Source organism: Butyrivibrio sp. DSM 10294, from assembly GCF_028539135.1.
Classification (GTDB): Bacteria; Bacillota; Clostridia; order Lachnospirales; family Lachnospiraceae; genus Butyrivibrio.
Genome location: NZ_JANSWL010000085.1, coordinates 1 through 23,025 on the forward strand (window position 1 = coordinate 1; position 23,025 = coordinate 23,025).

The following is a 23,025-nucleotide window of genomic DNA, read 5'->3' on the forward strand; positions in this document are numbered from 1 at the left end:
TAAGACCGACAAGATCACCGGTTCCAAAGCAACACCTGAGCCCGGCTATGCATTTGACGGATGGTATGTAGGAGAAAACAAGGTAGCTGCCACAGAAGAACTCGATAAGACAACAGCAATAGGCCAGCTTACCAAGGATGAAAAGGGATTCTATCAGAATATCACCTTCACTGCAAAGTTTAAGCCCGACGAAACACTGACCTACACGGTAAGCTATAGGTCAGAAGACCTGGCTAAAGGAAAGGTATCTCCTACAGAGCAGTCCGATCAGGTACTTTCAAATGTCAAGATCACCGGCTCTAAGGCAACAGAGGAGGACGGATATAAGTTCGTCGGCTGGTACAGAGTAAAAGAGGGTCTTGAGGATGTTCAGGTAAGTACAGAGAAAGAACTTACCAATGCTGCCCTTAAGGAATACCTGAACAAAGACAGCGACGAACTTTATGAAGACACCGCCTTTGAAGCCAGATTTGATATCGATGACAGCAAGACCTACAAGATTTACTACTTCTCAAAGGGCAACGGAACCGTTGATCCTTCAGAAGAGGGAGCTTATCAGATACTTTCAAATGATGATGTAAAAGGCTCAAAGGCAGAACCTGCACAGGGTTACAGATTCAAGGCATGGTATAAGACAGTCGGAGAGACCGATACACCTATTACCGGTGCAGAAGCAGTTCTTTCACCTGAGCTTGCAAAAGAATATCTTGAGAAGGACGGAAAGATCTTTGCTGATACCAACTACACAGCAGAGTTCGAAGCAGATCCCGATCAGACCTATAACGTAGCGTATGAGTCTGAGAACGCAACAATGGGAACTGTAGGCAATACCGAAGACACCGGAATCCAGGTACTCACAACTGAAGGAGTAACAGGATCCAAGGCAACACCAAAGCCCGGCTATAAGTTCGTCGGCTGGTTCAGAGATGGCGATAATGTCTCCGTATCAACAGCTGAAGAGCCCGGAGCAGAAGCATTCCAGGCTAAGGTAAACAAGAATCCGGAGAACGAAGAACTCTATACTTACACCAAGTTCATCGCTAAGTTCGAGCCCGATGACAACAAGAACTACAATGTGATCTATACTGCAGAAGCAGGCGGATCCGTAAATCCCGGACTGAATGAGAAGATTCAGGTTCATACAACCGAGGGTGTAACCGGTTCCGAAGCAACACCTGATAACGGATATGTATTCACCGGCTGGTACAAGAGCGGAGAATCAGCAATCCTTACATCAGATCCTAAACTTACAGCAACACAGGCTATAGCTAAGATCAACATGGTAGACGGCCTCAGAGCCAATACAGAATTCATAGCAAGGTTTGACTATGACGAGTCCCTGACCTACACAGTAACCTATAAGTCAGAGGATGAGGCTAAGGGAACAGTATCTCCTACAGAGCAGGTTGATCAGGTTCTCAGAAACGACAAGATCACCGGTTCCACAGCAACACCTAAGCCCGGCTATGTATTTGAAGGCTGGTATGTAGGAAATACAAAGGTTGCTGATGCGGCAGTGCTTGATAAGACCGCAGCAAGAGCTAACCTTACAAAGGATGCTAAGGGATTCTACGAGAATATCACCTTCATCGCCAAGTTTGTGATCGATGAAAAGGATACATTCCAGATCGCATACGTAACTGACGGAAACGGAACCGCAACTCCTGCTGAAGAGAGCCATCAGGTTCTTGCAACAGCAGAGGATATCACCGGTTCTGAAGCAAAGGCCAACAAGGGCTACAAGTTCGACGGATGGTATAAGGGAACTGAAAAGATTGCTGAAGCTATCGAAAAGTTCAGCCCTGCCCTGGTATTTGCAAACCTTGATACAAGAGAAGACGGACTTCCTGCCAATACGATCTTCACAGCTAAGTTCGTGAAGGATGAGACCCAGACCAAGGATCTTGTTTACACTGTTAACCACATAGTTAACGGCGAAACTAAAGCAACTACTAATTACACCTCTAAGGTATGGGTTGGAGATCCTCAGACTGTTAAGGTAACAGCTGAAAGTCTCAAGCCTAACACCTATGACGGATATGAGTACAGCAAGACTGTATATGCAGAGGGCGGCGCAGAAGCCAAGGCTGATGATGAAGTTAAGGATAAGACAGTTATCAACGTGATCTATGAGCCTATAATGATCAATGTTCGCTATGAGTACAGACCTGCAGCAGGAGTAACCCTTCCAAGTGACTTCCCTGCAGCGCCTGCAAGCTTCAAGGTTAAGTACAACGAGCTCTTCGATGTGGCTGACGTACCTACTTACAAGGGATACAAGCTCACTGATTGGGCAATGGAGAGAGATACAAGCGGATTGCTGGAATTCTTTACAGCAGGTGGAAATACATTTAATTTCCTCGGTTTGTTCGCTGCAGGATCCCAGGGACAGATGAGAGCACCTGCTTACGATGTAGTTCTGTACTCTATCGTAACCAGGACCTCAACACCTACACCGCCTACGCCTCCTACACCTAACCCGCCTACACCGGGACCTACACCTACTCCTACACCTGACCCGACACCTGCACCTACACCGACACCTACCCCGGCAGCACCCGTAGCTGCAGCAGGCGGCGGAGAAGCAGTTCTCGGAGCAAGACGTGACACAGGTAACGGACAGGCCGTTCTCGGAGCTAGAAGAGCAAGAACCGATGACACCACCAATCAGACATCAAGAGGCTTTGCAATTCTTGTATCAGCAGCGGTAGCGATTTCTCTACTTTTCGCAGGAAAGAAAAAAGAAGAGGAAGAGCAGAAATAATAACCAAATAATATTTACTTAACGGTAACTGAAAGTTTCCCCCGGGATGCCCGTACAATGCGGATATCCCGGGGGACTTTTGTATCGTAGTTTTGTCTAACAAAATTGTTATATTATAGTTAAATATTTATATGGAATTTGATATGGATATCTGCTAAAATTAAATCTCGCTCGAGAGAAATAAAATATGAATTAATATTTCGGGGATAATGTAACTGTTTTTTGTTTTTGCCGCTGCATCTGTATCTGCGGCGGATTGGGATGGATAGTATGGGAAGTATCAAAGGGAGCGGGGGATCTGTGTCCTTACCTTCTAAGTGGGACAACAAGCGCATAATTGCAGTGGTAGTGCTGACTGCAATTTTTATTTTGTCTTATTTTCTCATTCATTTTTTCCTTATTGAAAAAGCAGAGAGCACCAGTGCCAAGTCCGAGTTTGCCAAGGGCAGGGTTGTCAGCGTTTTGCAGGACAACACCCAGAGGGATGAGAGCACCGAGGGAGTCCTTAGAGGCTCCCAGGAGGTAATCGTAGAGATCCTGTCGGGAACTCAGAAGGGGAAGCAGTTTCTGACCACCAATTACCTGAGTGCTTTGTACAATATCAATGCAAAAGAGGGCGCCAAGGTCATCGTAAGACTTGATCCGCAGGGGGATAGCGTCAGCGCCTTTATATACAGTTATGACAGGGGGATGGTCATTCTTGTACTTATTCTTATCTTCGTAGCAAGTCTCCTTATCATCGGCAGAGGAAAAGGCGCCATGGCCTTCATCGCTCTGTTTATCACATTTGTCAGCATAATAGGGATTCTGTTTCCTCTTTTGGAATATGGATTTCCCGCAATACCTGTTACAGTCTTGATTGTTTTCTACACCACAGTTTTTACCTTTGTTTTAATAGACGGAATTAACAAAAAAACGATAAGCGCGGCCCTTGGAACGCTCTCCGGTGTCGTTATAGCTTCACTGTTTGCGGTTATCGCCGGTGCATTTGCGCATATTACGGGATTCCAGACCAATGAGTCGGAGGAACTCCTTCTTATAGGAAGAGATCACGGTATGAAGATCGGCGGACTTTTTACCTGCGGAATCCTTATCGCAGCCCTGGGAGCTGTTATGGATGTGGCCATGAGCATAGCTTCGGCGGTTCATGAGCTAAGGAGCGTTAACACAGCCCTTTCCGCAAGAGAGCTCTTTGAATCCGGCATGAACATCGGCCGTGACGCCATGGGCACTATGGCCAATACACTTATCCTGGCTTTTGCGGGATCTTCTTTTACACTGCTTTTACTGGTATATTTTTACGATATCACACCCCTTCAGCTTCTTAGTACAGATCTGATAGCAAGGGAAGTAATACAGGGCGTGTCAGGCAGCATCGGCATTGTCCTTACGGTACCTATTGTGGCGCTTTTATCCGCAAGGATAGAGACCATGAAGAAGGATACCAAGGTGTGATCTGCTTCGGTTCCATCAAAAGGCTTAATTGGGAGAGTGAGTCTTTTGTCTGAACATAAAGTATTGTTTCAAAAGAAAGGTGGGAGCGTATGAAAAACAGAAAACGCATACTGGCGATTCTCCTTGCGGGATTTATGTCAGTATCAACGGCATTCTCGGTTAACACTTCCGTAGCATTTGCTGCAGAGACTACCGAGACTGTTCAGTCCGAGACAGAGAGTGAGGCATCCGGCGAGGCTTCATCAGAGAGCTCATCGGCAGCATCAAGTGAAGCATCAAGTGAGGCATCGAGTGAGGCTTCATCAGAGGCATCAAGCGAAGCTTCATCCGAGAAGCAGACCGAGGCTGCAACTGAAGGCACTACAGAGGCAGCTGCTGTGGAAGCTACAGCAGAGACTGAGGCTGACAAGGAGATCGAGCTTACAACAATCGCTGAGGCCAAAAGCGGCGCAGAAGGCACAACTTACAAGGTTAAGGGTGTCGTTAACTACGTATCAGGCAAAAATGTCTATGTAGAGGATGAGACAGGAGCTATCTGCCTCTATCTGTCTGAAGCAGACAAGACAATAAAGGTTGGTAACCTTCTAACTGCAACAGGTGCCCTCAAGAACTACAAGGGACTTGCAGAGCTTGACGCAGCAACAATCGTTGAGAAGGATGAGACCAATACTTTTGACTATGGTTTTAACACCATAGAGGCAGCAAATTTCAAGGATTTTGTTGCAAACTACAACGATTATGAGTGCAAAAAGGTGGAGCTTGAGGGTGTTAAGTTTGCCTCCATCAATGACAAGAAGAACAACGTATATGTAGAAGTTGACGGAACTAAGGCTCTTGTATACGGAAGCAACCTGGACAAGCTCTTTAGCTTCGAGGTTGGTACAACCGTAAACATGACAGCTGTTGTATGCGATTACAACGGAATCGAGCTTCTCCCTATTACAAATGGTGATCGTCCTGCAGTAGAGAAGGTAGATGAGGCAGGCGAAGATCAGCCCGCCGACGATGTGACAGTTGATGATTCTGTTACTCTTCAGGTTGCTAAGTGGGCAGGCACAAATCTTGCTGAGCACATTTCAGACCTTGTTGTTTACGCTGACAAGAGCGCTGACAACGACTTCGCTGATACAGCTCATGAGATCACTGCTTTCGTAGGTGGCAAGCAGGTAGCTCCCGTGTATGACTACACCAGCAGTGGCAGCAAATTAGCTGTTATCGGTTCCAAGGGAATGAAGTCCGGGGACTACTATCTTGTTACTGTTTCAGGTAAGGGCTATGGCCTGTACACACTTCATTTTGACATGAAGGGATCAAACACAGGTGCCAAGAACTGGAAGGCAGCTTACAGTACAGACGGCGAGAACTTCACAGAGATCGGAGATAAATTCGAAGTATCAACAAGCTGGAAGGATGATATCACCTTCAGCGTACCTGCAGAAGTTGCTCATGTTGACAAGGTATACTTCAAGGTAGGTCCTGCAGACAACACTTCCATCAATGGCAAAGAGGTTGCTGCAGCAGGAGCTAACCGTTTCACAACCATCAAGGTTACAGCTAGCCCCGCAATTACATCAGACATGGTTGCAGGCGTAAATGTAGAGCCTGAATCAGGCGAGGTTCCTTACGGACAGGCTCTTACAATGGTTACTCCCACCAAGAATGCAACTATCTACTATTCAGTAAATGGCGCAGAGTTCGCAGCATATGACGAGGCTAACAAGCCTGTTCTTGCAGCAGAGGATTTTGTAGCTGCATCAGAGCTTGACCCTGTTAAGAAGGCTACAGTAGTAGCATATGCAACAGCTGAAGGCAAGACAGACTCCATCAAGAAGTCCTTCGTATACAGCCTTGCAGCTGTAGGTAACGTTAAGGCAAGCCCCAACGGCGGCGCTGTAAGAAAGAGCCAGTTCATCACTCTTAAGACAGCTACAGAGGGCGCCAAGATCCTTTACTCCCTTGATAAGGGCGAGACATGGACTGAGTACACAGATCCTTTCAAGCTCTCTGACCTTCCTGCAACAGTTCAGGCCAAGGCTACCTGCGAGGGATATTCAGACAGCGCAGTTTCAACTTTTGAGTTTACAGAGAGAGTTAACGAGGAGTACAACATCTATTTTGGTCAGCTTCATTCACATACCCAGTACTCAGATGGTTCAGGTACCTGTGAGGAGGCATTTAACCACGCAGCCAACGAAGTTGAGAACCTTGACTTCCTGGCAGTAACTGACCACTCCAACTCTTTTGACAACGACACATCAGCAACAATTTCAGACGGCAGCGCATCCTCAGAGTGGAAAGAGGGTCACGAGCTTGCTGACAAGTACACAAGAGACGACTTCGTATCTCTCTATGGCTATGAGATGACCTGGTCAGGCGGAGCTCCCGGTCACATGAATACCTTTAACACCAATGGATTCATGAGCCGTAACATGACAGGCTATGAGAGCAAGTCAAGAACAGCTCTTCAGAACTATTATGCACAGCTGGTTAACACACCTGATTCAATCAGTATGTTCAACCACCCCGGAACAACCTTCGGTGATTTCTATGACTTTGCTTACTATTCAAAGGCAAACGACCAGCAGATCACACTTATCGAGGTTGGTAACGGTGAAGGCGCTATCGGATCCAGCGGATACTTCCCTTCATATGAGTACTACACAAGAGCTCTTGATAAGGGCTGGCATGTAGCACCTGCCAACAACCAGGATAACCACAAGGGAAGATGGGGAGATGCCAACACAGGCAGATCCGTAATCCTTGCTGATTCACTTACAAGAGAAAATATTTACGACGCTATCCGTAACATGCGTGTATATGCAACAGAGGATAACGACCTTTCCATTTACTACACACTTAACGGTGAGATAATGGGAACAGTTCTTGATGAGACACCTTCAGAGGTTAACATCAAGGTTAAGACTTCCGATCCTACAGATTCAGGAATGATGACTGTGGAAGTTGTTACTAACGGCGGATTCGTTGTAGCAAGCAAGAGGGTTAACGAGGCTTCTGACGTAGCAGAGTTTAACCTTTATCCTGACAAGAACTATTATTACATCAGAGTTACACAGGCTGACGGAAATATCGCAGTTACAGCACCTGTATGGGTTTCAGCCGTTGAGGCTGTAGGAATCAGCTCTCTTTCAACTGATACATCACTTCCTGTAGCAGGACAAGAGCTCAATATCAATGCAACCTTCTATAACAATGAAGCAACAGATTTTGACGTAAGATCAATCGTTTACTCAGCTAACGGCGCGGTTATCCACGTAACAGATGTTACAGGAGATATGAAGGCTATCAAGTCTCAGGGCGAGATCAACGATACTTTCAAATATCTGTGCGACAAGGCCGGCAAGCAGACTATCGATGTAATTCTTCTTGGATACTTGAACGGCGTGGAAAAGAAGTACACAGCTACCCTTGATCTTGTTTATGTATCAGACGAGATGGTTACACACGTAGTAGTTGACGGATCACACCTCAATGACTATGTATCAGGCTATTACAGCGGAAACGTTGGTAACTTCGCAGATATCGCAGCAAGCGATTATGTTAAGGTAGACGTTGTTAATACAGAGATCACCAAAGAGACTCTTGCCAATGCAGCAGTTTTCGTTGTTTCAGCACCTAACAAGAACACCAAGAACGGTGAGATCAAGCACTTCGAGGATTCTTTCATAGAACTGGTAAAAGAGTATGTTGCAGGCGGCGGCAACCTTATTGTCTGCGGTCTTGCTGACTACCAGGATACCAAGGACTGCCAGTCATCTGTTGAGATCAACAAGCTCCTTGCAGCTATCGGAGCAACCACAAGGATCAACTCAGATGAGGTCTGCGATGATGATAACAACGGCGGACAGAACTACAGACTGTATCCTACTAACTTCAACAGAAACAGCTACCTCCTCAAGGGTGTAACAAGCACTCAGAAGTACAGCGCTTACAGCGGATGCTCAGTCCTTGTTGATGAAGAGGCTGTAGCAGCAGGTAAGGCAGAAGCTCTTGTTATGGGCTATGACACAACCTACACCAAGGATTGCAAGCAGTTCGACGATCAGTACAAAGAAGTTCCCAAGGGAAGCGTCGTATTTGCAGCAAGAGAAGAGCTGTCATCAGGCTCAGACGTTCTTGTAACAGGTACAGTATTCCTCAGTAACTTCGAGGTTAAGTCAGAACTTGATAATGGCGGAGACGAGTACTACGCTAACAGAAACATTCTTCTCAACTACCTTTCAAACAACAGAAAGGAGATCAAGGTAAGCACAATTGCCGAGATGAGAAAGGGTAACCCCGGCGACATCTTCACAGTTGAGGGTTATGTAACAGCCGGAACAGCAGTTGAAGGCAACAAGTTCTTCGACACTATCTATGTTCAGGATGAGACAGCAGGAACCACAGTATTCCCTATAGCAGATGCAGGTATCGAGATCGGAACCAAGGTAAGACTTACAGGTTTCGTTGACGGATATCAGGGCGACAAGGAGATCCAGATCTACAACTACAAGGTTCTTGATGCTGAGCCTTATGTATTTGCTCCTAAGGCAGTAACCACCAAGGAAGCAGCTGATTACGAGGCCCTCGGTGGATCACTCCTTCAGGTAGAGGGTAAGGTAACAAAGGTTGTAACCAACACAGCAGGCGTTGACTACTTCTATGTTGTAGATGAGTCAGGCGTAGAGGCAAGAGTATTCATCGACGGATACATCCTTGCATCTGACGGAAACGACACTGTTAACGAAGACGTTGTTGTTGGCAACACCATCAAGGCGGTTGGTCTGTCATACTATAATCCTGACGGAGCATGTCTCAGAGTTCGTGACAGAGCAGAGATCGAGCTTGTAAAAGTAGCTGAGCCCGAAGTAAAGGCAGCTCTTATCACCAAGTGGGGATCAACCTACTATGTTGACGAGAAGGGCAACAAGCTTAAGGGATTCCAGGTAATTGACGGAGATACCTATTTCTTCAACCTTAAGAGCGGCGGCATGGTAAGGCAGGACTTCGTTACAGTAGACGGCAAGAAGTATTACCTTGATTCCAAAGGTAAGCTTGTAAAGGGCCGCTTCATGGATAAGTGGCTGTCCACCTACTACTTTGATGAGAATGGTGTAATGGCTACCGGTATGACAGATATCGACGGAGCACGTTATTACTTTGACAATAAGGGACATCAGGTTAAGCAGGCATGGATCAAGGAGAACGGCGTTAACAAGTATTACGCCAAGGCTGACGGCAAGCTTGCCAAGAGTGAGACAATCACTAAGTGGGGCAAGAAGTACAGCTTCGATGAGAACTATGAACTTATCAAATAATTGACTTGGAACTAAATAAGAGTCTGTGATACAAACTCCGCGGTGGGCTAACCCATCGCGGAGTTTTGTGCTATACTATAATGAGTAATGTCTGTGGTTTGGGGGAAGAGGACAGGAATATGCCAAATAGATCACGAGTGAAGTTAAAAGGAAAACTTAAGACTTATCTTCGTATTTTTACATATCTGGGGATTCTGCTTGTTTTGGTAAATGCGGCGGTATTTACGGTTAATTTTACTGCCGGGCTTATCGTGCTTGCGTTTACCGGACTGTATTTTATAGCGGTTCTGTATCTCAATTTCTATAACAAACCCATTATCATGAATGAGCTTGTGAGTTTTGCCACCGAGTACGGACAGATTCAGAAGAGACTCCTCAGGGAGCTGGATCTTGCCCATGCGGTTCTTGATGACACCGGCAAGATTGTATGGACCAATGCAGCCTTTGAGAGGATAGTTCACCAGGACAAGGGCTACAGGAAGAGTATTACCAATCTTTTCCCGACCATCACACCCGACAAGTTCCCGGAAGGACCGGAGGAGCTGTCCTTTGATCTTGACTATGACAACAGCAATTTTACCCTCAAGATGAAGAGGATATCTCTGTATGAGATGGCTCAGAACAGCGATATCATCGATGCTGATGGCTACGAGGGCAGTCTTATAGCCGTATACCTTTTTGACGAGACGGCTCTCAAGCTGGCGATCCAGGAGGTTGATAACCAGTCACTGGCAGCAGGTCTTATCTACCTTGATAACTACGACGAGGCTCTGGACAGTGTCGAGGAAGTCAGAAGATCTCTTTTGACAGCTCTTATAGATCGTAAGATCAACAAGTACATCGCTTCCTGTAACGGTATCGCCAAGAGACTTGAGAAGGACAAATACTTCGTTGTTATGCCCAAGAAGTCCTGCGAGATGCTAAGGGAGCAGAGATTCGATATCTTGGAGGATGTTAAGACCGTTAACATCGGCAATGAGATGGCGGTTACCTTGAGTATAGGTATGGGACTTGACGGTCTGTCCTATGCACAGAACTACGAATTTGCCCGCAATGCCATTGATCTGGCCCTTGGACGAGGCGGAGATCAGGCAGTTGTTAAGAGCGCAGACCACATCGCCTATTACGGCGGTAAGAGTCAGCAGATGGAGAAGAGCACCAGGGTTAAGGCAAGAGTTAAGGCCCACGCCCTCAGAGAGATCATTTCCGGCAAGGACAATGTCATTGTTATGGGACACAGGATCGGAGATGTGGACTCTTTTGGCTCATCGGTTGGTATCTACAGGATTGCCAAGACTCTGGACAGGAAGTGCCATATTGTTCTTAATGATGTGACCACCTCCATGCAGCCTCTGGTTGACCTGTTCAAGAACAATCCGGATTATGAGAATGACATGATCATCAATAATCAGCAGGCCATCGATATGGCAGGCAGCAACACGGTTCTGGTGGTTGTGGACGTTAATAAGCCCAGTATCACTGAGTGTCCGGAATTACTTCGTTTCTGCAAGACCATCGTTGTGCTGGACCACCACAGACAGGGCACAGAGGTTATCGAGAATGCAACGCTGTCCTATGTTGAGCCCTATGCTTCATCAGCCTGTGAGATGGTATCGGAGATACTTCAGTATATCGGCGAGAATGTGAAGATCAGCAATGAAGAAGCTGACAGCATGTATTCAGGAATGATGGTAGACACCAACAACTTCATGAACAAGACAGGTGTCAGAACCTTTGAGGCGGCAGCTTTCCTTAGAAGAAACGGCGCGGATGTCACAAGAGTCCGCAAGCTCTTCAGAGAGGATGCAAGAGAGTACAAGGCCAAGGCTGATGCAGTCAGCCAGGCTGAGATCTACAGAGAGCGCTATGCTATGTCGGTGCTTGATACAGAAGGCCTTGCCAGTCCCACTATTGTGGCAGCCCAGGCGGCCAATGAGCTCCTTAATATCAAGGGAGTAAGAGCAAGCTTTGTCTGCACCGAGTACATGGGCCAGACCTATGTCAGTGCCAGATCCATAGATGAAGTCAACGTTCAGATCATCATGGAGAAGCTTGGCGGCGGCGGACATATGAGCAGCGCAGGATGTCAGTTTGAGGGAATATCAGCGGCTGCAGCCATTGAAAGAGTCAAGGAGACTCTGGATAAAATGACAGAAGAAGGAGATTTGAATTAATATGCAGGTTATTTTATTACAGGATGTTAAGACCCTTGGTAAAAAGGGAGAAATAGTAAAGGTTAGCGACGGATATGCCAAGAACTACGTAATTCCCCAGAAGCTGGGAGTAGAGGCAACCGACAAGAACAAGAACGAGCTTAAGAATCAGCAGAAGAGAGACGCCATCGTTGCACAGCAGCAGCTGGACGAGGCCAAGGCCTTCGGAGAGAAGATTGGCGAGAAGACTGTTCAGGTGACTATGAAGGCTGGTGAGGGCGGAAGAGTATTCGGAAGCGTATCCTCCAAGGAAATCGTAAGTGAAGCCGAGAAGCAGTTTGGCTTTAAGCTTGATAAGAAAAAGCTTCAGCTCCCTGAACCCATCAAGGCTTTCGGAACCTACGAGATTCCCGTTAAGCTTCATCCCCAGGTAACAGCAACACTCAAAGTTTGTGTAAAGGAACAGTAATCTATGCCGGAAGAACAACTCTTAAAAAGAGTGGCACCCAACAGCCTTGAGGCCGAGCAATCGGTGGTGGGAGCCATGCTCATAGACAAAGACGCCATAGAGGTGGCTTCGGAGATTGTGAATCCGGAGGATTTCTACAACAGGCAGCTGGGAACGCTGTTTGAGACCATGGTTGAGCTAAACAGAGAGGGCAGCGCCGTTGACGTTGTTACCCTTCAGAACAGGCTCAGGGAAAAGAATGTTCCGCCCCAGGTTTCCAGCGTTGAGTTCATCGGTGAACTGGTATCCGCTGTTCCCACTTCCGCCAACGTCAAGTATTATGCCCAGATCGTTGCGGACAAGTCCACTTTGAGGAAGCTTATCAAGGTCAGCGAGGATACCATCAACAACTGCTACACCAATCAGGAAGATATGGAGGCCCTTCTCAATGATGTTGAGAAGGACATCTTTAAGATAACCCAGAAGAGAAGTGCCGGAGACTTTGTTTCCATCGATCAGGTGGTTATGAATACTCTTAACAGTATTGAGATCGCCAGCAAGATGAAGGGCAATGTTACAGGCCTTTCCACGGGCTTTCTCGATCTTGATTACAAGACCGCAGGTTTCCATCCTTCGGAGCTTATTCTTATTGCGGCCCGTCCCGCCATGGGTAAGACCGCTTTTGTACTTAATATTGCAGAGCATATGGCCTTCCACGATGGCAAGTGCATCGCCATCTTTTCGCTGGAAATGAGTAAGGAGCAGCTAGTACAGCGTCTCCTTGCCATGGAATCCCATGTAGACTCCCAGCACATCAGAACCGGTAATATGTCGGATATGGACTGGGAGAAACTTATCGAGAGCGCTGATGTAGTGGGCGGTTCCAAGCTCATCATCGATGACACTCCCGGTATCACCATCCAGGAGCTTCGTTCCAAGTGCAGGAAGTACAAGATGGAGTTCGGCCTTAACCTTATTATGATCGACTACCTGCAGCTCATGAGCGGTGGCGGCGGTAAGAGCTCAGAGTCCAGACAGCAGGAGATCTCAGAAATCTCAAGATCCCTGAAGGCCCTTGCCAGAGAGCTGGACGTACCTGTAATCGCTCTGTCACAGCTGTCTCGTGCCGTTGAGTCAAGACCTGACCACAGACCCATGCTGTCAGACCTTCGTGAGTCCGGAGCCATCGAGCAGGATGCAGATATGGTAATGTTCATCTATCGTGATGATTATTATAATAAGGATTCGGAGAAAAAGGGCGTGGCGGAGATCATCATCGCCAAGCAGAGAAGTGGACCTATCGGAACCATTGATTTGTTGTGGTTGCCGGAATATACGAAATTCGCAAACATGGAGCGATCCCACTGAGCAATGCAAAAAAAGGAATATGAATTCACCGTGTGAGCTTGCTCACAAAGGTGAATTCATATTCCTTTTTTTATACTGCGAAGCAGCGACAACGAGGAACAAGCGGAGCGGTTCCGAGTCTGGCGGCATTGCGAAGTGGGGAAGACTAAAGGGACGCAAAGCGAAGCCAAATGTCAAATAAAAAAAGCACGTTCAATCAAGTAAACTTGATGAAGCGTGCTTTTTATTATTTGTCGCTTGGACTCAACCCTGAGAGATAGCAGATACAGGGCACTGAGCTGCGCAAGAACCGCAATCGATACATGTATCAGCATCGATAACGAACTGAGCGTCTCCCTGAGAAATAGCAGATACAGGGCACTGAGCTGCGCAAGATCCACAACTGATGCAACCATCACTAATAACGTATGCCATAATTAAATCTCCTTCCGTAAATACTTAGTTAATTTGAGCATCAAATCACGGCTGGGCTTGCCACACCAACCTTTGATACTTAATTATCATAATATAAGAAAAGTCTTTAATCAATACTCTTAGCGAAAACTTTTTTCAGTTGAAATCATTAAAATTTGGTAAATTGGCAGATAATACAGAAAAAGTCTATGATTGTAAACGCTTACATAAATTCCCGCTAAAGCCTTGAAAACATTGACATTTGTATGGTTAAAATGATACTATTGAATACGGCAGAATATGCTAAAAACACCCGTCACATCTAATTTTCTAGGGAGGAAAAGAATGTGAACGGATTTTTGTGTGCTTTTTTACAAATTATCTGCCAAAAGGATTTAGTGTGAATATATTATTCAAATACAAACCCTAAAACAAGGTAGGAGGAAACAAAATGGCAAGAAACATGAAAACCATGGACGGTAACGAAGCTGCTGCATATGCTTCATATGCATTTACTGAAGTTGCCGCTATGTACCCAATCACACCATCATCTGTTATGCCTGAGCATGTAGATGAATGGGCAACAGCCGGAAAGAAGAACATTTTCGGCAGAACAGTTCAGATTACAGAGATGCAGTCTGAGGCTGGTGCAGCTGGTGCTGTACACGGATCACTTGTAGTAGGTGCTCTTACATCTACATACACAGCTTCTCAGGGTCTTCTTCTTATGATCCCTGACATCTACAAGGTAGCCGGTGAGAGACTTCCCGGTGTATTCAACGTATCAGCTCGCTGCGTAGCTTCACACGCACTGAATATCTTTGGTGATCACTCTGACGTATATGCTTGCCGCCAGACTGGTGCTGCTATGCTTTGCGATTCAAGTGTACAGGAGGTTATGGACTTAACACCTGTTGCTTACTGTGCAGCTATCGAAGGCAGAATTCCTTTTATCAACTTCTTCGATGGATTCCGTACATCACACGAGATCCAGAAGATCGAGGTTTGGGATTACAAGGATCTTGATGAGATGGTTAACCATGATGCAATCGATGCATTCAAGGCCGGCGCTCTCAATCCTAATCACCCTTGCCAGATGGGCTCAGCTCAGAACCCTGATATCTTCTTCCAGACAAGAGAAGCTTGCAACACAGGTTACAACGAGCTTCCTGCAATTGTTCAGAAGTACATGGACAAGGTTAATGCTAAGATCGGTACAGATTACAAGCTCTTCAACTACTACGGCGATCCTAACGCAGAGGTAGTTATCGTAGCTATGGGTTCTGTTAACGATACAATCGAAGAGACTATCGATTACCTTGAGAAGCAGGGCAAGAAGGTCGGCGTTGTTAAGGTTCGTCTCTACAGACCTTTCTCAGCTAAGGCTCTTGTTGATGCTATTCCTGATTCAGTTAAGAGAATCGAAGTTCTCGACAGAACTAAGGAGCCCGGCTCTTATCGTGAGCCTCTTGCTCTTGATGTTATCGCAGCTCTTAAGGGAACAAAGTTCGAGTCGGTTCCTGTATTCTGCGGACGTTACGGCCTTGGTTCCAAGGATACAACTCCTGCTCAGATCGTTGCTGTATTCAACAATGATTCTAAGGAAGAGTTCACAATCGGTATCGAGGATGATGTAACAAATCTTTCACTTGATGCAGGTGCTCCTCTCGTTACAACTCCCGAGGGAACAACCAACTGTAAGTTCTGGGGACTTGGTGCTGACGGTACTGTTGGTGCTAACAAGAACTCCATCAAGATCATCGGTGATAACACAGACATGTATGCTCAGGCATACTTCGATTATGACTCCAAGAAGTCCGGCGGTGTTACAATGTCTCACCTCAGATTTGGTAAGAAGCCTATCAAGTCAACTTACCTCATCAAGAAGGCAGACTTCGTAGCTTGCCACAATCCCTCATATATCCGCAAGTTCAACATGGTTCAGGAGCTGGTTGACGGTGGTTCATTCCTCCTTAACTGCCCTTGGTCAGTAGAAGAGCTTGAGAATGAGATTCCCGGACAGGTTAAGAAGTTCATGTATGATCACAAGATCAACTTCTATATCATGAACGGTTCCAAGATCGGTGTTGAAGTTGGAATGGGACCTACAAGAATTAACACAATTCTTCAGTCAGCATTCTTCAACATCACCAAGATCATTCCTGAAGCAGACGCCATCAAGTTCATGAAGGACGCTGCTCAGAAGACCTACGGCCGTAAGGGTGAAGACGTTGTTAAGAAGAACTGGGATGCTATCGATGCAGGTGCAGATCCCAAGAACCTTATCAAGGTTGAGATTCCTGAGAGCTGGAAGGATGCCAAGGACGAAGGCCTTGACTTCAAGAAGGCTGAAGGCTCAAGAAAGGATGTTATCGACTTCGTTAACAACATCCAGGCTAAGGTTAATGCACAGGAAGGTAACACTCTTAAGGTTTCAGATTGTCTTCCTTATGTTGACGGTGCTACACCTTCAGGATCAGCTGCCTTCGAGAAGAGAGGTATCGCTGTTAACGTTCCTAAGTGGGATGCTACAACATGTATCGGTTGTGGATTCTGCTCACTTGTATGTCCTCACGCTGCTATCAGAACCATCGCTATGACCGATGATGAGATCGCTAAGGCTCCTGAGGGACTTCAGACCAAGCCTCTTGCCGGAATGGACGGATACAAGTATTCAGTTGTTATTTCTGCTCTTGACTGTACAGGTTGCGGATCTTGCGCAAATGTATGTCCTGGTAATAACAAGGGCGAGACACTTAAGATGGGTGCTATCGCAGCTAACAAGGACGAGCAGAAGTACTTCGATTATGCTGTTACACTTCCTATTAAGGAAGATGTTGTTGCTAAGTTCGGTGAAGGCTCCATCAAGGGCTCACAGTTCAAGCAGCCTCTCCTTGAGTTCTCAGGCGCTTGCGCAGGTTGTGGTGAGACTCCTTATGTTAAGCTTGTTACTCAGCTCTTCGGTGACAGAATGTACGTTGCAAACGCTACAGGATGTACATCAATCTGGGGTAACTCTTCACCTTCAACACCTTACACTGTAAATGCCAAGGGACAGGGCCCTGCATGGGATAACTCACTGTTCGAGGATAACGCAGAGTTTGGTATGGGTATGGTACTTGCTCAGAACGCACTCCGTGATGCTATCAAGGAGCAGGTTGAGGCTGTTGTAGCTGCAGGCGGCGCTGCTAAGGATGCTGCTCAGAAGTGGCTCGACACATTCTCAAACGGTGCTGAGAACACAGCTGCTACAGAGGCTCTTGTTGAGGCTCTTAAGGGCGACAGCTCAGATGCAGCTAAGTACATCATCAAGAACAAAGACTTCGCAGCTAAGAAGTCACAGTGGATCTTCGGTGGTGACGGATGGGCATTCGATATCGGATTCGGTGGTCTCGATCACGTACTTGCTTCCGGTAAGGATGTAAACGTTCTCGTTGTAAACACTGAGGTTTACTCAAATACAGGCGGACAGTCATCTAAGGCTACTCCTACAGGTGCTGTTGCACAGTTCGCTGCAGGCGGAAAAGAGATCAAGCAGAAGGATCTTGCTTCTATCGCAATGAGCTATGGTTATGTATATGTAGCACAGATCGCTATGGGTGCTAACATGCAGCAGACCATCAACGCAATCAAAGAGGCTGAGGCTTATCCGGGACCTTCACTTATCATCGCTTATGCTCCTTGTATCAACCAGGGTCTTAAGGCCGGCATGAACAAGGTTATGGATGAGGAGAAGAAGGCTGTAGCTACAGGATACTGGGATATGTTCAGATTCAATCCTCAGGCAGAGAACAAGTTCACACTTGATTCCAAGCCTGCTACAGAGGACTTCCAGAGCTTCCTTGACGGTGAGGTTAGATATCTTTCACTCAAGCTCAAGAATCCTGAGAGAGCAGCTAAGCTCAACGCAGCAGCTGCAGAGCACGCTAAGGAGCACAGAGCTTACCTTGAGAAACTCGTTTCTCTCTATGGCAAGCAGGACTGATTCTTTAGTCAGCTGAGATAAAAAATAGGCCCCGCAACTTAAAGTTGCGGGGCCTTGTTTTTTAATTATTTAAATTTTAGATAATGCCTGCACCGCGTTATCCTTGATAACTATGGTGAAGTGCTCATCCAGATATGACTGCTCAGCAGTGCTTCCGAGCTCTGTCTTACCATATTCGGTAAGGAGTGAACAGATGTTGGCGAACATTCCGTCCTCTATGTTGCCCTGGTGAAGTATCAGGTAGAACTTACCGTTAGCTTCGTTCTTGTACAGGGTGTTGATTCCATCGAATTTCCTGCTGACTATTCCAGCGAACCTTGTAACCTCATGAAGTGAACCAAAGGAGAAGATCTTGGACCCCTTCCTTCCGGGGGTGCCTTTTTTCTTGGGACCTGTGGTCTTTTCTTTTAACTTCTTGTTATCGGGAGCTCCCAGGAATGGAGAATCCATGAAGTCTGACATGTTGCTGCGCTGAAGGCGCTTGAACAGTCCCATAACATCCTCATCTTCCTCAGCTTCGTCGTATTCCTCATCCTCTTCGTAGTACTCGTCTTCTTCCTCATCGTCCTCATGAACGGAAGGAGCGAAGTTGGAAAAGCGGGTATCCAGCTCTTCCGGGTCCTCAACCTTGGTGATGATAAGGACTATACATTCTGAATTGATGGGGATTGCCTCGATCATCAAAGGAGTATCCTCTGCGTCAAAGCCGTATTGTAAATTCGCCTGCTGCATCATGTCCTGGAACAACTCTTTGGCCTTATCCGTTCCATATGCAAGCTCTGTAATCTTAAGGTCTCGCTTCGCAAGGTCATCTCTGGTAAGTGTGCATCGAATCTGGTGATCATTGACTTTTTCAATTTTCATGATGCCTACCTCCTCTCCTGACTTGTGAATACATAGATACTAAGTGAAAGTCTGTACTATGTCAATAGATATATCGTCATAAACGAGGAAAATGTGTCCAAATGTTCACAATCTTAAGAAAATCTTAAGAAATTTCGACGGTAAATCTTAAGAATTTCCTGCTAGAATAGTTTTTGTGAGATGCCTGACCCAATCCGGTAAGCCCGGAAGGGAGGCGAATATCAGGGAAAATACTAATGTTCTAACTTTCATTTTTCTTGCGATCAGGTCGTAAGATGTCTTACAGTTAGTTTCTATAAAAATTCCCCGGATTTATAACATCAAACAACAACTATCTATTAACACGTAGCAATTATTTATTTAGAAAAAATGCGACTAAAAACATCTAGTATCTTTGTTAATTAGATTATACCATATTTGGTGCAGCATTAAGCGCAAAATGTGGGAGGGCTTGAGGGTTAGACATCGACCATATTAAAAAACGTCAACGAAGTGCGATATCACCGTAAAAACTTTGCAGGAATTTATCACATTTGAAAGCCTTTTGGCGGATGATATTGCATAAGTTCTATCAAATTAATTTTTTAGAAAGTGGTCCCCGCCATGCTTCTAAAATAAACTAAGACTGATTTAATGACGTAAACTTAATATTATGGTATACTTGAGGGCGATTGTAAAGGAGCTAGAACATGAAAAAGAAAGTGATTCCGGCGATTATTATAATTGCCCTTATTTTTATCATCGGCGCTATTTACGCCGGCCAGTTATATCTTCAGAAGTTTTCCTACAGCACAGAGAAGGCTGATCTGGACGATTATTTCAAGGTCACATCGGATACGGATGTGGCAATTATCCACGGTAACAAGAGAATAGATGAGACGGCAAGGAATTTTGACGGCCGTATTTATTTTGAGTTTGCGCTGGTTCAGAGTCTTTTGAATGACAGATTCTACTATGGAATCGCAGACAATACTCTTCTCTACACACTTCCCGACAGGGTCATCACTGCGCCGATAGGTGGCAGCGCCTGGTCAGATTCTATGGGAGAGTCAGGGGATGAGGGCTATATCATAGCCAGAATCGATAACGATGGCGGAGAAGACAAGCTTTATGTTGCCCTTGACTATGTCAAGAAATACACTAACTTTGGATACGAGTTTTTTGACGACGGCTATCATATGCAGCTTACGACCAGCTGGGAGGATGAGACCGTTGCCACTATTAATAAGGATACACAGATCCGTCTTCGCGGCGGAGTTAAGAGCGAGGTCCTTGAGCAGGTCAAGAAGGGTGACACCGTAGTCATCCTTGAGGAGCTCGAGAACTGGAGCAAGGTTAAGAGCGAGAACTCTTTTATCGGGTATGTGGAGAACAAGAGGCTCTCAGATCAGACCACAAGAAGTCCGATACCTGTAACCGACTACGTTGAACCCGAGTACACCGGAGTTTCAAGGGATCACAAGATCAACCTTGGCTTCCATAATCTTGGAGGAGCAGGCGGAAACGATACTCTGGAGGATTATATCGCAGGCACCAAGAGCCTTAACGTTATTTCTCCCACCTGGTTCTATATTTCAGCCAATGACGGAACAGTAACCAGCATCGCTTCCAAGAGCTACGTTGACAGAGCACATAACAAGGGCCTTGAGGTCTGGGCTCTCTTTAATAACTTCAATGCCGGCAACAGCGTGTCAACATCAGAGGCGCTCTCTACTTCCGAGAACAGAGCAAGGATGATAAGCACTGTTGTAAATGAGTGCGCAGAGATCGGCGCAGACGGCGTTAATCTTGACTTTGAGACAATTGCTACCGAGGACGGACAGAACTACATTCAGTTTGTCAGAGAGATGTCAATTGCCTGCAGGGCTAAGGGCCTTGTTTTTTCCATTGATAACTATGTTCCCATGAATTTCAACGACCACTACAATCTCAAAGAGCAGGGCGTTGTTGCTGATTATATCATCATCATGGGCTACGATGAGCACTACGCAGGAAGCACTGAGGCAGGCTCAGTTGCATCCCTTAGCTATGTGGAGAACGGCATCATTAAGGCTCTTGAGAAGGCTCCTGCCTCCAAGATCATCAATGCTGTTCCTTTCTACACCAGAATCTGGCACACCGCTGACGGCAAGCTCTCCAGCGAGGCTGTGTCAATGAAGGTGGCAAAAGAGTATATTGCCAATCATAATATCCAGATGAGCTGGGATGAAGGCGCCGGTCAGAACTACGGCGAATTCACAGACGGCAAGGGACTTCACCAGATCTGGATGGAGGATGTGGATTCCATGACCCAGAAGCTTCAGTCAATGAAACATCATGAGATCGCCGGCATAGCCGAGTGGAGTCTTGGCATGGAGACTGCGGACATGTGGGATATCATCTCCGCTTATGTTAACGAGTAATAAGGAAGTAATGAATTGGATACGAAAGTAGTAGTAATAGAAGAAAATAATATAGATAACGAAGCGAAGGAGGCCCTTACCGAAGCCGGCAACATCATAAGAGACGGCGGCCTTGTGGCTTTTCCCACTGAGACTGTGTACGGTCTTGGGGGCGATGCCCTTAATCCTTCTTCGTCCAAGAAGATATATGCGGCCAAGGGAAGACCCTCGGACAACCCGCTTATCGTGCACATTCACAGATTTGAGGACCTTACGGCAATAGTTAAGGAGGTTCCGGAAGCGGCAAGGAAGCTGGCGGACGCCTTTTGGCCAGGCCCTCTTACCATGATCATGGAGAAAAACGGCAAGGTTCCCTATGAGACCACAGGCGGCCTTGATACCGTGGCAATCAGAATGCCCAATAATAAGATTGCTCTGGAGCTGATAGAGAAATCCGGCGGATACATCGCAGCTCCCAGCGCCAACACATCAGGAAGGCCGAGCCCTACTGTTGCAAGATACTGCGTTGAGGACCTCTCCGGCAAGATTGAGATGATCATCGACGGAGGTCAGGTGGGAATTGGCCTTGAGTCCACGATCGTGGATCTTACTTCTGACGTCCCCATGATCTTAAGACCCGGCTATATCACAGCGGATATGTTAAAAGAGGTCCTTGGAGATATCTCCATCGACAGAACAATAATAGACAGCACATCAACCGAGAAGCCCAAGGCTCCCGGCATGAAATACAGACATTACGCCCCCAAGGGTTCACTTATGATTGTTGAGGGAGCCCAGGACAAGGTTGTTTCTTATATTAACGAAGAAGCAAGGAAAGCTCAGGCAGAAGGTAAGCGCGTTGGCGTTATCGGAACCGACGTAACCAAGGCACTCTACAGCGCAGACGTTGTTAAAAGTGTCGGTAACCGCGAGGATGAGAGCACTATAGCCCACGAGCTCTTCAAGGTCCTCAGAGAATTTGATGATGAGAATGTTGATGTTATGTTCTCAGAGTCCTTTGATGACAGCGGAATAGGACAGGCCATTATGAACCGCCTTCTCAAGGCAGCAGGCCATCAGATCACTAAAGTGTGATCCTTGTAACGTATATCATTAATGTATTAAAACCATTATAATAATATAGGAAAAGAGGAAAAACGGTATGATAGCTTTAGGTAGTGATCACGGAGGATTTGAGCTCAAGGAGACCATCAAAAAGCACCTTGAGGAAAGAGGAATAGAGTACAAGGATTTTGGAACCTACAGTCTTGATTCCTGCGATTATCCGGATTTTGGTAAGGCAGCAGCAGAGGCGGTTGCAAGCGGCGAATGCGAGAAGGGAATCGTTGTCTGCACCACAGGAATCGGCATTTCAATTGTAGCCAACAAGGTTAAAGGCGTAAGATGCGCTCTCTGCTCAGAGACCACATCAGCCCGCCTCACAAGAGAGCACAACGACGCCAACGTCCTCGCCCTCGGCGGCGGCATGACAGGCCCGCTCCTTGCTCTCGAGATTGTGGACACCTTCCTCGACACCCCCTTCTCAGGCCTCGAGAAACACGCCCGCAGAATTTCTAAGATCTCCGGCATGGAGGACTAATTCCGGGAAAACTTCAGATATCCGTTTCTTAAGAAATACATAACCGGGAAGCACAAATATATCAGTCACTAAAGGAAAAATAACCGGGAAACTCTCAGATACTCGTTTCTTAAGAAGAACAGACCGGTAAACACGAACATATAAGTTACTAAAGGTAAAACACAACCGGGAAGTACCCGGATTGCAGTTCCAAAGAAATGGAACATACTCGGATCACCACATCCGATAAACGTAATTAATCCATAGACAGGAATCGAAGGGCATGGATATGAAAATCTATTGCGATTTTGATGCTGTGT

General features: G+C 46.3%; 12 protein-coding genes. 10 read left to right on the top strand and 2 right to left on the bottom strand.

What is annotated here, in order from left to right; translation table 11 throughout:
* From NXH67_RS13695 to dnaB, 6 genes are all read left to right on the top strand, one after another.
* A partial coding sequence (locus NXH67_RS13695; RefSeq protein ID WP_272797734.1) for an InlB B-repeat-containing protein occupies positions 1 to 2,764 on the top strand: 2,764 nt, incomplete at its 5' end.
* A 270-nt stretch (positions 2,765 to 3,034) separates the two neighbouring features.
* The gene (locus tag NXH67_RS13700; RefSeq protein ID WP_272797735.1) at positions 3,035 to 4,219 is read left to right on the top strand and encodes a YibE/F family protein; all 1,185 of its coding nucleotides are present in this window, start codon (positions 3,035 to 3,037) and stop codon (positions 4,217 to 4,219) included.
* Positions 4,220 to 4,308: 89 nt separating this feature from the next.
* Positions 4,309 to 9,534, top strand: a complete 5,226-nt coding sequence (locus NXH67_RS13705) for a CehA/McbA family metallohydrolase (protein ID WP_272797736.1) — start codon at positions 4,309 to 4,311, stop codon at positions 9,532 to 9,534.
* Positions 9,535 to 9,653: 119 nt separating this feature from the next.
* Positions 9,654 to 11,708: a DHH family phosphoesterase gene (locus tag NXH67_RS13710; protein WP_026668735.1), complete on the top strand. Its 2,055-nt coding sequence runs from the start codon at positions 9,654 to 9,656 to the stop codon at positions 11,706 to 11,708.
* Between the two features lies 1 nt (position 11,709).
* On the top strand, positions 11,710 to 12,156 hold the full coding sequence (rplI, locus tag NXH67_RS13715; RefSeq protein WP_022778836.1) for a 50S ribosomal protein L9: 447 nt from the start codon (positions 11,710 to 11,712) through the stop codon (positions 12,154 to 12,156).
* A 3-nt stretch (positions 12,157 to 12,159) separates the two neighbouring features.
* Positions 12,160 to 13,503, top strand: a complete 1,344-nt coding sequence (gene dnaB / locus NXH67_RS13720; RefSeq protein ID WP_022778837.1) for a replicative DNA helicase — start codon at positions 12,160 to 12,162, stop codon at positions 13,501 to 13,503.
* A 243-nt stretch (positions 13,504 to 13,746) separates the two neighbouring features.
* Here dnaB and NXH67_RS13725 read toward each other — a convergent pair whose 3' ends face one another.
* Positions 13,747 to 13,917, bottom strand: coding sequence for a DUF362 domain-containing protein (locus NXH67_RS13725; protein WP_081644326.1), 171 nt, complete (start codon positions 13,915 to 13,917; stop codon positions 13,747 to 13,749).
* Between the two features lie 430 nt (positions 13,918 to 14,347).
* Between NXH67_RS13725 and nifJ the strand changes: the two genes are divergently transcribed.
* Positions 14,348 to 17,881 carry a pyruvate:ferredoxin (flavodoxin) oxidoreductase gene (gene nifJ / locus NXH67_RS13730; RefSeq protein WP_272797737.1) on the top strand — a complete coding sequence of 1,178 codons (3,534 nt, stop codon included), beginning with the start codon at positions 14,348 to 14,350 and terminating at the stop codon, positions 17,879 to 17,881.
* Positions 17,882 to 17,950: 69 nt separating this feature from the next.
* Here nifJ and NXH67_RS13735 read toward each other — a convergent pair whose 3' ends face one another.
* The gene (locus NXH67_RS13735; protein ID WP_022778840.1) at positions 17,951 to 18,745 is read right to left on the bottom strand and encodes an adaptor protein MecA; all 795 of its coding nucleotides are present in this window, start codon (positions 18,743 to 18,745) and stop codon (positions 17,951 to 17,953) included.
* 689 nt (positions 18,746 to 19,434) lie between these two features.
* Between NXH67_RS13735 and NXH67_RS13740 the strand changes: the two genes are divergently transcribed.
* The 3 genes from NXH67_RS13740 (at position 19,435) to rpiB (ending at position 22,726) form a co-directional block, all read left to right on the top strand.
* Positions 19,435 to 21,147 carry a glycosyl hydrolase family 18 protein gene (locus NXH67_RS13740; protein WP_022778841.1) on the top strand — a complete coding sequence of 571 codons (1,713 nt, stop codon included), beginning with the start codon at positions 19,435 to 19,437 and terminating at the stop codon, positions 21,145 to 21,147.
* Positions 21,148 to 21,162: 15 nt separating this feature from the next.
* The gene (locus NXH67_RS13745; RefSeq protein WP_022778842.1) at positions 21,163 to 22,221 is read left to right on the top strand and encodes an L-threonylcarbamoyladenylate synthase; all 1,059 of its coding nucleotides are present in this window, start codon (positions 21,163 to 21,165) and stop codon (positions 22,219 to 22,221) included.
* A gap of 67 nt (positions 22,222 to 22,288) precedes the next feature.
* Positions 22,289 to 22,726: a ribose 5-phosphate isomerase B gene (gene rpiB / locus NXH67_RS13750; protein ID WP_272797738.1), complete on the top strand. Its 438-nt coding sequence runs from the start codon at positions 22,289 to 22,291 to the stop codon at positions 22,724 to 22,726.
* Positions 22,727 to 23,025: the final 299 nt, after the last annotated feature.